The sequence below is a fragment of the Micromonospora hortensis genome (assembly GCF_022230935.1).
In the GTDB taxonomy this organism is placed as follows: domain Bacteria; phylum Actinomycetota; class Actinomycetes; order Mycobacteriales; family Micromonosporaceae; genus Micromonospora; species Micromonospora hortensis.
Genome location: NZ_JAKKFE010000018.1, coordinates 83,247 through 97,093, shown reverse-complemented (window position 1 = coordinate 97,093; position 13,847 = coordinate 83,247). Strand labels below are relative to the sequence as shown.

Annotated in this window: 12 protein-coding genes and 1 pseudogene; 11 read left to right on the top strand and 2 right to left on the bottom strand. The window is 70.7% G+C overall.

What is annotated here, in order from left to right; translation table 11 throughout:
- Positions 1-270: 270 nt before the first annotated feature.
- From NIE111_RS14140 to NIE111_RS14130, 3 genes are all read left to right on the top strand, one after another.
- Positions 271-855, top strand: coding sequence for a winged helix-turn-helix domain-containing protein (locus NIE111_RS14140; RefSeq protein ID WP_238684817.1), 585 nt, complete (start codon positions 271-273; stop codon positions 853-855).
- Positions 856-897: 42 nt separating this feature from the next.
- Complete coding sequence (locus tag NIE111_RS14135) at positions 898-2,253, top strand: MFS transporter (RefSeq protein WP_238684816.1); 1,356 nt, start codon at positions 898-900, stop codon at positions 2,251-2,253.
- 92 nt (positions 2,254-2,345) lie between these two features.
- Positions 2,346-3,197 (top strand): menaquinone biosynthetic enzyme MqnA/MqnD family protein, encoded by an 852-nt coding sequence (locus NIE111_RS14130; RefSeq protein ID WP_238684815.1) that lies wholly within the window; start codon positions 2,346-2,348, stop codon positions 3,195-3,197.
- A gap of 67 nt (positions 3,198-3,264) precedes the next feature.
- On the opposite strand, the gene NIE111_RS14125 is transcribed toward NIE111_RS14130, so the two are convergent.
- Both NIE111_RS14125 and NIE111_RS14120 read right to left on the bottom strand, forming a co-directional pair.
- Positions 3,265-4,227 carry a serine hydrolase gene (locus NIE111_RS14125; protein WP_238684814.1) on the bottom strand — a complete coding sequence of 321 codons (963 nt, stop codon included), beginning with the start codon at positions 4,225-4,227 and terminating at the stop codon, positions 3,265-3,267.
- On the bottom strand, positions 4,227-5,213 hold the full coding sequence (locus NIE111_RS14120; protein ID WP_238684813.1) for a serine hydrolase: 987 nt from the start codon (positions 5,211-5,213) through the stop codon (positions 4,227-4,229). The genes NIE111_RS14125 and NIE111_RS14120 overlap by 1 nt, the downstream gene beginning before the upstream one ends.
- Positions 5,214-5,584: 371 nt before the next feature.
- Between NIE111_RS14120 and paaA the strand changes: the two genes are divergently transcribed.
- The 8 genes and pseudogenes from paaA (at position 5,585) to NIE111_RS14080 (ending at position 13,783) form a co-directional block, all read left to right on the top strand.
- On the top strand, positions 5,585-6,661 hold the full coding sequence (gene paaA, locus NIE111_RS14115) for a 1,2-phenylacetyl-CoA epoxidase subunit PaaA (protein WP_238684812.1): 1,077 nt from the start codon (positions 5,585-5,587) through the stop codon (positions 6,659-6,661).
- A gap of 32 nt (positions 6,662-6,693) precedes the next feature.
- The gene (gene paaB, locus NIE111_RS14110; RefSeq protein WP_238679931.1) at positions 6,694-6,978 is read left to right on the top strand and encodes a 1,2-phenylacetyl-CoA epoxidase subunit PaaB; all 285 of its coding nucleotides are present in this window, start codon (positions 6,694-6,696) and stop codon (positions 6,976-6,978) included.
- A 112-nt stretch (positions 6,979-7,090) separates the two neighbouring features.
- Entirely contained in the window at positions 7,091-7,816 is a 726-nt protein-coding gene (gene paaC, locus NIE111_RS14105; RefSeq protein ID WP_238684811.1) for a 1,2-phenylacetyl-CoA epoxidase subunit PaaC, read from the top strand.
- Positions 7,817-7,821: 5 nt separating this feature from the next.
- Positions 7,822-8,334 carry a 1,2-phenylacetyl-CoA epoxidase subunit PaaD gene (gene paaD, locus NIE111_RS14100; protein ID WP_238684810.1) on the top strand — a complete coding sequence of 171 codons (513 nt, stop codon included), beginning with the start codon at positions 7,822-7,824 and terminating at the stop codon, positions 8,332-8,334.
- A complete protein-coding gene (gene paaE / locus NIE111_RS14095; RefSeq protein WP_238684809.1) occupies positions 8,331-9,440 on the top strand; it encodes a 1,2-phenylacetyl-CoA epoxidase subunit PaaE in 1,110 nt (369 codons plus the stop codon). The genes paaD and paaE overlap by 4 nt, the downstream gene beginning before the upstream one ends.
- 219 nt (positions 9,441-9,659) lie before the next feature.
- Entirely contained in the window at positions 9,660-10,850 is a 1,191-nt protein-coding gene (gene mqnC, locus NIE111_RS14090) for a cyclic dehypoxanthinyl futalosine synthase (RefSeq protein ID WP_238684808.1), read from the top strand.
- Between the two features lie 374 nt (positions 10,851-11,224).
- A pseudogene (locus tag NIE111_RS14085) lies at positions 11,225-12,280 on the top strand (cell wall anchor protein); the annotation flags it as partial.
- A 792-nt stretch (positions 12,281-13,072) separates the two neighbouring features.
- The gene (locus NIE111_RS14080) at positions 13,073-13,783 is read left to right on the top strand and encodes a demethylmenaquinone methyltransferase (protein ID WP_196920656.1); all 711 of its coding nucleotides are present in this window, start codon (positions 13,073-13,075) and stop codon (positions 13,781-13,783) included.
- The last annotated feature ends 64 nt before the right edge of the window (positions 13,784-13,847 follow it).

The window sequence follows — 13,847 nt, the reverse complement described above, 5'->3', positions numbered from 1 at the left end:
GGCGCGAAGCCGTGCCGCCGAGCCGCCGTGGCGCGAAGCCGTGCCGCCGAACCGCCGTGCCGCGAAGCCGCCCCACCCCGCCGTGCTCACGCCACGCCACGCCACGGCGACGCCAGGCCACGCTCGCCTATTCAGGCCACCCCGCCAAGCCGTGCCCGCCGTCAAATCCGCCTGCTCGCGGCCGAAGGCAAAGGCGTGGCCGACGCGCGGTGGTCCGAGCGGGGCGCGGGGGTGATGGCAGGTTGGCGGGGCTGCCGGGATCATGGGTGTATGACCGAGGCCCGCTCCGATTCGCGCCGGATGACGATCAGCGACCCCCAGGTGATGCGGGCGATGGCCCATCCGGCCCGGATCGCGATCATGGAATACCTGAACAGTCGCAAGAGTGGTGGGACCGCCACCGAGTGTGCCGAGATCGTCGGGTTGTCGCCGAGCGCAACCAGTTACCACCTTCGGGCGCTGGCGAAGTTCGGCCTGGTCGAGCAGGCGCCGAGCCGGGGGGACGCGCGCGAGCGGCTGTGGCGCGTGCCGAGTGTGAGTGTGCTGGTCGAGGCGGGTCGGGATGCCGGGCCTGAGGCGCGCGCGGCCGAGCAGGCGCTGGTGGAGGCGCATGCGGTCCGGGCCATGGAGCGGACCCGGGACTGGTTGCGGCGCGCCGGGGACGAGCCCGCCGAGTGGTACGAGACGGCCCTGTTCACCGACACGCTGTTGCTGCTCACCGCCGAGGAGTTGGCCGAGTTGAACGAGGCGGTGCTGGCGCTGCTCAGGCCGTATCACCCGCGGCGGAGGCAGGGGGACCCGCCGCCGGGGGCGCGCACTGTCGCTGTGCAGTACCGGACGGTGCCGCTGGCATAGCCAGGCTTGCATGAATCAGTTGTGAAGCATTATTTTCGAAGTATGTCCTTCACACCTGACGAATCGCGCTGGTCGGATGTCTGGCTCGCCGCTGCCGCCCGGGGCACCACCATCTGCGGTGACTTCCTCGCCGCGACCGCGCTGGCGCTGGCCCTACAGGGCGCTGGCGCAGGTGGGCTGGCCGTATCGGGGCTGCTGCTGGCCGCCACGCTGCCTCTGGTGGTGTTCGCCCCCCTCGCGGGCCGACTCGCCGACCGGATAGACAGCCGTACCTTGCTGGTGACAATCGGGTTCGGGCAGGCCGCGATCTGCGCGCTCCTCGCCGTCGTCGAACAGCCGGTCCTGGTGGTCGGGCTCGTCGCCCTGTTGGCCTGCGGGCTCGCGGTGACGCAACCCTGCCTGGCGGCGCTGCTGCCGGCGATGGTCCGCCCGGCTGACCTGCCCCGAGCCAGCGCGATCAGTCAGAACGCCGTCTCGCTCGGTGCGCTCGGCGGCCCGGTACTGGCCGGCCTGCTGGTGGGGCAGTTCGGCACCCGCGTACCGCTGCTTCTCGATGCCGCGACCTACCTGGCGCTCGTGGTCGCGGGCCTGCTGCTGCGGACCCGCCGCGGCGGCCGCCGGCCCGCCGTGGGCAGCGAGGCCGCTGCCGTGAGCAGCGAGGCAGCCGTTGCCGGCCCGGCAGCCGTGAGCAGCGAGGCCGTCTCGGGCAGCCAGGCCGTCTCGGGCGGCGAGGCACCCCCCGGGGGTACGGAGATCGGCTGGCGGCTGCGTCGTGACCCGCTGATGCTCGTCATGGTGGTGACCACCGCCGTCGTGATCGCGGCGATCGGCGGTATCAACGTGATCGAGGTCTTCTTCATCCGGGAGACGCTGGGGGATTCGGCGACCACATACGGCCTGGTCAGTGCCGCATGGATGGCCGGCATGCTGCCGGGGAGCTGGCTTGCCGTACGACTCGCCAGGCGGCTCGACGACGACGGTGCGTTGGTACGGGGGGTGCTGGCGACTCTGGCCGTGTGCAGCCTGATGGTGTTGCTCGCGGCGACGGTGCCGGCGGCGGTTGTGCTGGTGCCGCTCTGGCTGGTGGGGGGCGCGGCCAACGGCGGCGAAAACGTCTTCGCCAACCTGCTCACCGCTCGGCGGGTGCCGGAGGCGATGCGCGCTCGGGCGTACGCCACCTACGGCGCGGCGGTGCAGGGTGGTTCGATGGTGGGCTTCCTGGTCGGCGGGGCGTTGCTCGCGGTCGTTCCGCCTCGGCCGCTGATCGCCGGCGCCGGTGTGGTGGGGCTGCTGGTGGTGCTGGCGTTCGTGCCGGTCGTGACCCGGGCGGTACGACGGTCGTCGCTGACCGACCTACCGGTAGCCGACCGGCAGGCAGCCGCGCACGCAGGCAGTTAGGCCAGCCGGCGAGCAGCCCGGTCAAGTGCGGGGTTGGCCACTCCGGGCCGGCCCGCCGAGCCGGAGCCAGCGGCCGGGGATACGGTCGGGCCATGGCTGAGCGCATCGCACGCCCGCGGGTCGGGCACATCCAGTTCCTGAACTGCCTGCCGATCTACTGGGGTCTGATGCGCTCCGGTGCCCTGCTCGACGTGGACCTGCACAAGGACTCGCCGGACCGGTTGAGCGCGGCGCTGGTCGCCGGCGACCTCGACATCGGCCCGATCACCCTGTTGGAGTATCTGAAGCACGCCGACGAGCTGCTGCTCCTGCCGGACCTGGCGGTGGGCAGCGACGGGCCGGTGCTCTCGGTCAACATGGTCTCCACCCGGCCGCTCGCCGAGCTGGACGGCGCCCGGGTGGCGCTCGGCTCGACCTCGCGGACCGGGGTCATGCTGGCTCAGCTGCTGCTGGCCGAGCAGTACAACGTGCGGCCCGAGTACTTCCGCTGCCCGCCGGACCTGACCCAGATGCTGCTGGAGGCCGACGCCGCCGTGCTGATCGGGGACGTGGCGCTGCGGGCGTACTACGAGGCGCCGCGGAAGGGCCTCACCGTCACCGACCTCGGGCAGGCGTGGCGGGAGTGGACCGGGCTGCCGATGGTCTTCGCCGTCTGGGCGGTCCGCCGCGACTTCGCCGCCGCCCACCCGGGCCTGGTGAAGGAGGTGCACGAGGCATTCCTGCGCTCGCGCGATCTCTGCCTGGCGGAGTTGGACCAGGTCGCCGAGGCGGCTGCCCGCTGGGAGACCTTCGACGCGGAGACGCTTGCCACGTACTTCCGGACCCTCGACTTCTCCCTCGGCGAGCGGCAGGTCGCCGGGCTGCGCGAGTGGGCCCGACGGGCCGCCGCCATCGGCGAGGCCCCGGCGCTGCCGGACGGCGGCCCGGAGTTCTTCGCCGGCTGACCGCTGCCGGCCGGGCCGGCAAAGCGCCGGCCGGGCTGGCGCATGCCTAGGCGTCAGCCCGAGGGGCTCAGGTGCCGGGGCGAAGTAGTGCCTCGGTGATCTTCTCGCAGTTCTTCATGCCGTAGTCGTAGCCCATGTTGATCGGGTACTTGACCATCACACCCATCGTCCAGGTGTCACCGATGGCCAGGCAGTTGATGTGCATCTCCTGCTCCCTGGTCCGATCGATCCACCCGTTCTTGATGGCGATCTTCTTCTGCTCGGACGCCGGGAAGGCCTTGCGGATACCGAAGTCGCCGGCACCGCGAACCAGTTTCATCTCGTTGAGCAGCCACTTGGTCCACTTCGGCCCGGCGGCGGTGCCGGTGGCGATGCAGTTGCCCATCCGGGCGGTGTCCCGGGGGGAGAGCGCCGTCCGGCTCCAACCCTTGTCGGGGGCGACGCTGCTGTCGGTCAGTTTGCACATGGAGATGAGCCGCTTGATCGAGGCGTCCCGGTCGACCTGGTTGTAGAACTGTTCGGCACGGGTGTTGTCGCTGTCCCGGATGATCCGTGTCGCGTCGGCGAGCTTGGCGTCGCTCGGGGTCTGGCCGGCGTCGGCCGCGCGCCGCAGGTAGTCGGCGACGATCCAGGCCTTGATCAGCGAGGCGGTCGTGCTGGTCTCGCCCATGTTCTTCGAACCGATGATCTTTCCGGTCCGGCGGTCGAGGACGCTCCAGGAGTACCAGCCCTCGATGTTCAGATTGAGGTCCTTGGCCACGAAGGGCAGCGGCTCCAGCGACGGACTGGGGCTCGGCGTCGGCGAGGACGGCTTGCGGGCGCTGCGATCGGTGCCGGCGCCGGTGGGTCGGTCGCTCGTGCCGGAACCGGAATCGCCCCACTTGGCCGCGGCGGACGACTCGAACGGCGACCCGGGCAGCAGCCGCAGCGACACCAGCACCAGCCCGATCAGGATGACCGCGATGGCGATCAGCCGGATCGGGGAGGCCTCGCCGCCGTTGCGCCGGTCGACCCGACGGTTGCCTGCCATCAGAGCTTTCCGACCGGCTGCTGCGGCACCTTGAGCGCGGCGCCGGGCTGCGGGGTGACCAGTTGGGTGGCCACGCTGGCGCAGACCTTCGCGCCGTAGTCCAGACCGGTCCTGATCGGGTAGCGCAGCATCACCGCGAGACTCCACTTGCTGGTGACGGCGAGGCAGTTGACGTGCCAGTTGCCGTCGCCGTAGATGGGGGTCCAGCCGTTCTTGATGCTGACCGGCCCCTGAGCGGTGATCGACTTGGGTAGACCGTCGATGATCCCCCAGCGGCCACCACCGGACGAGGCCCGCTGGTCCTTGGCCGCCGTGGTGCCCTTGACCTTGCTCATCTGGTCCAACACCCACTTGGTCCATTTCTGGCCGGCGGCCTTACCGTCGGCGATGCAGTCGCCGACCCGGGCCGCGTCACGGGGGGACATCCGCGTGAAGCTCCAGTAGCCGGTGTACGGCTTGACGTTGCCACGCTTGGTGTCGGTCAGCCCGCAGATCTTGATCGCTCGTTGGATCACCGCGTCGGGGACGCTGCTCGACGAGGGCTTGTAGGAGCCGCCCGCGGCGGCGTGGACCTTGTTGGCCGCTCCGTCGTTGCTGTCGACGATGGCGAGTCGAGCCAGCTCCTTCATCGCTGCGGGCGGCTCCTTGTCGCCGAGCTGCCGCAGGTAGTCGGAGACGATCCACGCCTTGATCATCGACTCGGTGGAGCTGGTCGCCGTCATGTTCGGCGACCCGGAGATCTTGCCCGTCTTCCGGTCCAGCAGAGCCCACGAGAAGAACTGACCCTTGAAGCTCACCGACACCGGGCCGGCGGCCAGGGTGGGCGGCGGTGGTGGGGTGGGCGCGGGCGCGGCGACGCTCGACGTACCTCCGCCACCTCCGCCGCTGTCGTCGCTGGCGAGCCGGGCGTACGCGGTGGGGACCAGTAGGACGCCGCCGAGCACGACCGCCGTGATGGCGAGCACCAGGGTCACGCGAGATCGCATGAGTGGGTGAACTCCAGGTGTCAGGGCCGGGGGGACCGGCTTGTCGTCGGGACGAATCGGGTGCGATCGCCGAGGCCGGGGGAGGTGGCCTCTGTGGAGATGTCGATGTCGGCAGCCGATCGGTTGTCCGGCAGAAGTCTACGGCCGGACCGGCAGACCGCCAGGGTTCGACACTAGGCAACCTGCGATAAAGGCGGGATCTGGGGCCGGTATGAGGTTTTTGCAGGGATTCACCTTTGTTTCGTGGCCTAGGTCACGGCGAGACGGCGGTGTCCAAGTAGCGCAAAGCGCTCATCCGCTCACAGATGGGATGCGCGGATTCCTGTTACACCCCCTGGTGCAACGTGGCGCAAGCTGTAACACTTAGCCTCATGTATGGCAACGACTTCTCCGCTCCTGACGGCGCCACCGACGAGGCGCCCGGCGGCCTGCTGGGCGAGGTCGAGGCCGCCGAGGCCGAACTGCGGGCAGCGGCGGCGCGCGGACGGCGCGGCGGGCCCGCGCCGGACGAGGACCTGGCGGCGTACTTCGCCGAGGTCGTCGACGCCGAACAGAAGATCGAGCCCCGCGACTGGATGCCCGACGCGTACCGGCGGACGCTGATCCGGCAGATCGCCCAGCACGCCCACTCCGAGATCATCGGCATGCAGCCGGAGGGCAACTGGATCAGTCGGGCGCCGTCGCTCAAGCGCAAGGCGATCCTGCTGGCCAAGGTGCAGGACGAGGCGGGTCACGGCCTCTACCTCTACGCCGCCGCCGAAACCCTCGGCATCAGCCGCGACGAGCTGGTCCAACTGCTGCTCGACGGCCGCCAGAAGTACAGCTCGATCTTCAACTACCCGACTCTGAGCTGGGCCGACGTGGGTGCCGTCGGGTGGTTGGTGGACGGCGCGGCGATCGTCAACCAGGTCCCGCTCTGCCGCTGCTCGTACGGCCCGTACGCCCGCGCGATGATCCGGGTCTGCAAGGAGGAGTCGTTCCACCAGCGGCAGGGCTACGAGATCCTGCACACCCTGGCGCACGGCACCCCCGGGCAGCAGGCGATGGCCCAGGACGCGGTGGACCGTTGGTGGTACCCGTCGCTGGCCATGTTCGGCCCGCCGGACGGCGACTCCACGCACTCCGCCCAGTCGATGGCCTGGAAGATCAAGCGCTTCTCGAACGACGATCTGCGCCAACGCTTCGTCGACATGTGCGTCCAGCAGGCCGAGATCCTCGGGCTGCGCATCCCCGACGCGGGCCTGCGCTGGAACGACGAGCGGCAGGCGTACGACTACACCCAGCCGGACTACGACGAGCTGATGCGGGTGATCTCGGGCGACGGGCCGTGCAACCGGGAGCGGATGGCCCACCGCCGGGCCGCGCACGCCGACGGCACCTGGGTACGCGAGGCCGCCGCGGCATACGCCGCGAAGCGGGCGGGACAGAAGGAGACGGTGGCCGCGTGAGCGAGCGTCGCGAGCAAGCCGAACAACCTGGCATGACGAGTCATTCGCCTTTGTGGGAGGTCTTCGTGCGGGCCCGGCGCGGGCTGTCGCACACGCACGTCGGCAGCCTGCACGCCCCCGACGCCGAGCTTGCCCTGCGCAACGCCCGCGACCTCTACACCCGCCGCCAGGAGGGCGTGTCGATCTGGGTGGTGCCGGCCGGCGCGATCACCGCGTCCAGCCCGGACGAGAAGGACTCCTTCTTCGACCCGGCCGCCGACAAGGTCTACCGCCATCCCACCTTCTACGAGGTGCCGGACGGGGTGGCCCACCTGTGAGCGAGCGGAGCGAGCGAACCAGCCAGCTAAGCAGCGCCGCCGCCGAGCGAAGCGTGGTGGTTGCGCGGAGCGAGCGGAGCGAGCGAACCAGCCAGCGCAGCGAGGTGACGGCGTGAACGGGCCCTTCGACTTCACCCTCGCGCTCGCTGACGACGCGCTGATCGCGGCCCAGCGGCTGGCCGAGTGGACCACCCGCGCGCCGGAGATGGAAGAGGACATCGCGCTGGCCAACATCGCCCTCGACCAGCTCGGCGCGGCGCGGCTGCTGCTGTCGTACGCGGGCGAGCTGGAGGGCGCCGGCCGCGACGAGGACGCGCTGGCGTACCTGCGCGACGACCGCGAGTTCCGCAACGCGCTACTGGTCGAGCTGCCCAACGACGACTTCGCGGTGACGATGGCGAAGCTGTTCTTCCTGGCGGCGTACCAACTGCCGTTGTACACGGCGCTGGCCGGCTGCGCGGACGAGCGGTTGGCCGCGATCGGCGCGAAGGCGCGCAAGGAGTCGGCGTACCACCTGGACCACGGCGCGCTGTGGGTGAAGCGGCTCGGTGACGGCACCGAGGAGTCGCATCGTCGGATGCAGGCGGCCGTCGACCAGGTGTGGCCGTACACCCACGAGTTGTTCGCCGCGGACCCGGCGGCGCCGGTCGACCCGGCCACAGTGCGGCCGGCGTTCGACGAGGTCGTCGGCCCGGTGCTGGCCGAGGCGACGCTCACCCAGCCGGACAGCGCCTGGGCCCCCGCCGGTGGGCGGGCCGGTGTGCACACCGAGCACCTGGCCTACCTGCTCGCCGAGATGCAGGTGCTGCACCGCGCCCACCCAGGAGCGACGTGGTGAGCGCGATGAGCGCGAGCCCCGCAATCGCGAACCGCGCCGCCACGGCGAGCGCACGGGAGGCCGCCGCGAGCGTCGTGGACCCGGAGATCCGGGTCATCACCATCGACGAGCTGGGCATCCTGCGGGCGGTCGAGGAGGACCCGGCCAGTGGTCGGGTCACCGTCACCATCACCCCGACCTACACCGGCTGCCCGGCGATGGACGTGATCCGGGCCGACATCCGCCGCGCGCTCGCCGTCGCCGGCCACCCGGACGCGCAGGTCCAGACCGTCTACAGCCCACCATGGAGCACCGACTGGATCTCCGAGCGTGGGCGGGCCAAGCTCGCCGCCGCCGGGATCGCCCCGCCGGCCCCGGTGCGCACCGCCGGCGTCGTCTCGCTGACGCTCGCGGTCCGCTGCCCGCAGTGCGGTTCACCGGAGACCGAGCAGGTCAGCCGGTTCGGTTCCACAGCGTGCAAGGCGTTGTGGCGGTGCCGTTCCTGCTCCGAACCCTTCGACCACCTGAAGGCGCTGTGACTGTCACCATCACCCGCCCGGTTCGCCGCCGGCCGGTCTTCCACCCGTTGTCCGTCGCCGCCGTCGACCGGCTCACCGAGGACTCCGTGGCGGTGACCTTCGCCGTACCCGAGGAACTGCGGGAAACCTTCGCGTTCCGCGCCGGCCAGCACCTCACAGTGCGGCGAGCCGCGGAGGACGGCACTGACGTGCGCCGGTCGTACTCGATCTGCTCCACCCCCGACGACCTGGCCCGGCACGGCCGGTTGCGGATCGGGGTACGGGAGATCCCCGGCGGCGCCTTCTCGGCGTTCGCCTGCGGGGCGCTGCGCGGTGGCGACACCGTCGAGGTGCTGCCGCCGCTGGGCACCTTCACCACGGCGTTCGCGCCGGACCGCGCGCGGCACTACGGCGCGGTCGTCGCCGGCTCCGGCATCACCCCGGTGCTCGGGCTGGTCGCGACCGCCCTGGCCGTCGAGCCGGCCAGCACCTTCACAGTGGTGTACGGCAACCGCACGGCGAACACCGTGATGTTCGCCGAGGAGTTGGCCGACCTGAAGGACCGTTACCCCACCCGGCTGCACCTGGTGCACGTCCTCTCCCGGGAACAGGGCGAGTCGCCGCTGCTCTCCGGTCGGATCGACGCCGAGCGGCTGGGCCGGTTGCTGGGCACCATCGTGCCGGGCGACCTGATCGAGGAGTGGTTCCTGTGCGGCCCGTACGGCATGGTGGTCGACGTCCGGGACGTGCTGACCGGACGCGGGCTGCCCGAGTCGGCGGTGCGTACCGAGCTGTTCCACGTCGACACGCCACCGGAGCCGGTGCGCCGACCCGTCGATCAGGTGGGCGCCGGGGCCGAGGTGACCATCGTGCTGGACGGCCGGTCGTCGAGCTTCACCATGGGTCGCGAGGAACGGGTGTTGGACGCCGCGCTGAAGGTGCGGGGTGAGCTGCCGTACGCCTGCAAGGGTGGCGTCTGCTCGACCTGCAAGGCGAAGGTCGTCGACGGCGAGGTCACGATGGCCCGCAACTACGCGCTGGAGCCCGACGAACTGGCGGCCGGCTACGTGCTGACCTGCCAGTCCAGCCCGACCACCGACAAGCTCACCGTCGACTACGACGCATGACGACCCCGAACGCCACTGCCTTTCCGCGATCTTGCAGTTTCGGTCGCCGATATGCACGGAATGCCCCGTGTGTCGCGACAGTAAATGCAAGATCGCGGAGGGGTGTGGGGGTGGCCCCGTTTCGGTGCTGCCTCCAGCGCGATCCAGCCCTGTGCGGAGCGAATCACAGCCTTAAGCACCCCTCAGGGCCAAGGCGGGTGACCGGCGTAGGCTCGGGGTGTGACGGTGAGCCGGGAGATCGACGACATCCTGCAGCGCGGCGCGGACGGCGGGCGGATCACGCCCGAGGAGGCGCTGCTGCTCTACACCGAGGCGCCCTTCCACGCGTTGGGCGAGGCGGCGGACGCGGTGCGTCGGCGACGCTACCCGGACAACGTCGTCACCTACCTGATCGACCGCAACATCAACTACACGAACGTCTGCGTGACGGCGTGCAAGTTCTGCGCGTTCTACCGGGCGCCCAAGCACAAGGAAGGGTGGACCCACCCGACCGAGGAGATCCTTCGCCGCTGCGGCGAGGCGGTCGAGCTGGGCGCCACCCAGGTGATGCTCCAGGGCGGGCACCACCCGGACTACGGCGTGGAGTACTACGAGGAGCTGTTCTCCTCGGTCAAGCAGGCGTACCCGCAGCTGGTCATCCACTCGATCGGCCCCAGCGAGATCCTGCACATGGCCAAGGTCTCCGGGGTGAGCCTGGACGAGGCCATCGCCCGGATCAAGACCGCCGGCCTGGACTCGATCGCCGGTGCCGGCGCGGAGATGCTGCCCGAGCGGCCCCGCAAGGCCATCGCCCCCCTCAAGGAGTCGGGCGAGCGCTGGCTGGAGGTCATGGAGCTGGCCCACCGGCAGGGCATCGAGTCGACCGCCACCATGATGATGGGCACCGGCGAGACGCACGCCGAGCGGATCGAGCACCTGCGCATGATCCGTGACGTGCAGGACCGCACCCGCGGCTTCCGGTCGTTCATTCCGTGGACGTACCAGCCGGAGAACAACCACCTCAAGGGCCGCACCCAGGCGACCACGCTGGAATACCTGCGCCTGGTCGCGGTGGCCCGGCTCTTCTTCGAGACCGTGCCACACCTGCAGGCGTCCTGGTTGACCACCGGCAAGGACGTCGGGCAGCTCTCGCTGCACATGGGCGTGGACGACCTCGGCTCGATCATGCTGGAGGAGAACGTCATCTCCTCCGCCGGTGCCCGGCACCGCTCCAACCTGCACGAGCTGATCGGCATGATCCGCTCCGCGGACCGGATCCCGGCCCAGCGCGACACCCTCTACCACCGGCTCGCCGTGCACCACACGCCGGCCGACGACCCGACCGACGAGCGGGTGGTCTCGCACTTCTCCTCGATCGCGCTGCCCGGCGGCGGGGCGGGGAAGTCCCTGCCCCTGGTGGACGTCAGCTGACTGTCGGCACCCGGCCGTTCGGCTGATCGACGCTCATGCTCCCGCCGGATCACCCCGGCGGTACGGGTGGTCCCCGCCGCCGCAGCGTCAGCCTCTCCGGTGCGGGGCTGGTGGAGTTGATCGTCGGCGGCTAGCGTCCCGGCTCATATCCGTCACCACCGTCGACGGACGAGGCTGTCCTCCATCGGCCCGCTGCGGGTCGTTCATATAACGCACGGCAGTACGGGCGGGATGGGTGACCATCCCGCCCGTACTGTCTGCGCAGCTCGGACCGGACGGTTGAAAACGGCTCCGCCTGCTGGCGTGGAAGATCGGCCTCCGATAACGTCCGCTCGTTCCGCAACCATTCTTTCTTCCCTACCCCCGGGGGACTGATGACAGCGTTCCACCGCTCGACGCTGGTGCGCGCCAGTGTCGTGGCGCTGCTCGCGGCCGGCGGCATCGCCGCAGTGGCCGCTCCGGTGCTGGCGGCCGAGGAGGCCGATCTGGCCCTGGTGCCGCTCAGCTACAACCTGGCCAAGGGTGTGACGGAAGCCAAGAGCAAGCCGTTCAAGTTCTCCGTCGACAACACCCGGAGCAAGGAAGACGCCAAGGGCGTCAGTTACACGGTGGACACCAGCAAGCTGAAGACGAACAAGGTCCGGGTCGTGGTGCCCGACGGCTGCCGGGTGAACGGCAAGAAGTTCACCTGCCGCCTCGGCGACCTGGCCGCCGGCACCAGCGAGGACTTCGGTATCCCGATCTTCTCCAGCGGTGGTAGGGGCGCCGCCGGCACTCTGGTGGTCACCATCCGCTCGGCCACCGAGGACCCCAACGAGGACGACAACAAGGTCCAGCACGACATCACCGTCACCGAGCCCGGGTACGACCTGACCAGTTGGGTGCAGGACGTCAACGCGAACGTCGTGGTGAACGGCGTCAACGGCGACGACCCCGACCTTCGGCCGGTGCGGCCGGGCGAGACGGTGCCGGTCGACTGGGCGGTCTACAACGACGGCAGCCGCAAGGCCACCGGCCTCGCCTACGTGCTGACCCTCCCGGCGGGCGTCACCTTCGACACCCTGCCGGACACGTGCACCACGCAGACCTTCGGCGTCGTTCAGGCGCTCTGCCAGGACGACGGCGCGGTGATCCGGCCCGGTGACTACTACACCGCGGACATCAGGGTGACCGTCGGCAAGAACGTCACCGAGCCGGTGCTGCGGGTCGGTGAGCTGGTGGCGCACGGCCTGGACGCGGCAGCCGGCAAGCCCGAGGAGCAACCGCGGCGGGCCAACACCGCCCAGCGGAAGGCCTTCACCGAGATCGACGAGGGCGACAACCAGGCGATCTTCGACGTCTTCGTCGACCAGGCCGTCGACCCGACGCCCACACCCACCCCGACTGTCACTCCGACGGAGACGCCGACCCCGACGCCGACGGTGACCCCGACGGTCACCCCGACCCCGACCCCGACCCCGACGGTCACTCCGACGGAGACGCCGACCCCGACTGTCACTCCGACGGAGACGCCGACGCCGACGTCGACGGTGACCCCGACGGAGACGCCGACGCCGACGCCGACGGTCACTCCCACGGAGACGCCGACCCCGACGCCGACGGTCACTCCGACGGTCACCCCGACCCCGACGGAGACGCCGACGCCGACTGTCACTCCGACGAAGACGCCCACGGTCACGCCGACCCCGACCCCGACTCCGACGGAGACGCCGACGGTCACGCCGACCGCGACGGTGAACCCGACCGCGACGGCCACGCCGACGCCGATCCCCAGCGGTACGACGACGCCGGGCACTACCGTCTCGCCGGGTGCCGGTGGTGGCTCCGCCGGTGGTGGCTCGGGCGGCGGCGGCCTGCCGGTGACCGGTGTGCAGGTCGGCCTGATCGGTGGCATCGGCGTGATCATCCTGCTGGTGGGTGGGGCGCTGCTGGTGCTCACCCGTCGCCGCAAGGTGGTCCTGGTCTCGCCGACCGACGAGAAGTCGACCGACTGACACCAGTGCCCTGACCGGCGGCGCTCAGGCGAGGCGCGACCGCGACGGATGCGACCGCGACGGATGCGACCGCGACGGATGCGATGGCGACAGGCGTTCTGACCGAGGTGTCACGGACGCGGGCACGACGCGAGGGCGGGGTGGGCGACCACCCCGCCCTTTCGCGTACGGGATGCGTGCCGCCCACCCAGCGAACGTCGGTTGGTGGGCGGCTGGCAGAGTGAGGGGGTGAGCCGTACCCCGCAGGGCCAGCGCGCCAGTCTGGACAAGCAGCCGCACGAGGTCGCCGCGATGTTCGACGGCGTGGCAGAGCGTTACGACCTGACCAACACGGTGATCTCGCTGGGTCAGGATCGCTCCTGGCGTCGGGCCACCAGGGCTGCGCTCGGGCTGCGGCCGGGCGAGCGGGTGCTGGACGTGGGGGCGGGCACCGGCGTCTCGACGCGCGAGCTGGCCCAGTCCGGGGCGTACGCGGTCGGGGTCGACCTGTCACTCGGCATGCTGCACACCGGCAAGCGGGCCCGGCCCGAGGTGCCGCTGCTGGCCGGAGACGCGCTGCGGCTGCCGTTCGCCGACGCCAGCTTCGACGCGGTGACCATCTCCTTCGCGCTGCGCAACGTCAACGACACCGACGCGGCGCTGCGTGAGCTGGCCCGGGTGACCCGGCCGGGCGGCCGGCTGGTGGTCTGCGAGTTCAGCACCCCGGTCAACCCGGTCTTCCGGACGGTGTACCTGTCGTACCTGATGCGGTCGCTGCCGGCGGTGGCCCGCACGGTGTCGAGCAACCCTGAGGCGTACGTCTATCTCGCCGAGTCGGTCCGGGCCTGGCCGGCGCAGTCCGCGCTGGCCGGCCGGGTGGCCGCTGCCGGGTGGGGGCGCGTGGCGTGGCGCAACCTGACCGGTGGCGTGGTGGCCCTGCACCGGGGGATCCGCGAGTAGCGGACGGACCGCACCGACCGGTATGGACATTATTCAGGTTCCGTAAATGTCGGTCTTTAGTCCA

Coding starts and splice junctions, on each gene's coding strand:
- NIE111_RS14140 (WP_238684817.1), top strand. CDS start 271: ATGACCGAGGCCCGCTCCGATTCGCGCCGGATGACGATCAGCGACCCC.
- NIE111_RS14135 (WP_238684816.1), top strand. CDS start 898: ATGTCCTTCACACCTGACGAATCGCGCTGGTCGGATGTCTGGCTCGCC.
- NIE111_RS14130 (WP_238684815.1), top strand. CDS start 2,346: ATGGCTGAGCGCATCGCACGCCCGCGGGTCGGGCACATCCAGTTCCTG.
- NIE111_RS14125 (WP_238684814.1), bottom strand. CDS start 4,227: ATGGCAGGCAACCGTCGGGTCGACCGGCGCAACGGCGGCGAGGCCTCC.
- NIE111_RS14120 (WP_238684813.1), bottom strand. CDS start 5,213: ATGCGATCTCGCGTGACCCTGGTGCTCGCCATCACGGCGGTCGTGCTC.
- paaA (WP_238684812.1), top strand. CDS start 5,585: ATGTATGGCAACGACTTCTCCGCTCCTGACGGCGCCACCGACGAGGCG.
- paaB (WP_238679931.1), top strand. CDS start 6,694: ATGACGAGTCATTCGCCTTTGTGGGAGGTCTTCGTGCGGGCCCGGCGC.
- paaD (WP_238684810.1), top strand. CDS start 7,822: ATGAGCGCGAGCCCCGCAATCGCGAACCGCGCCGCCACGGCGAGCGCA.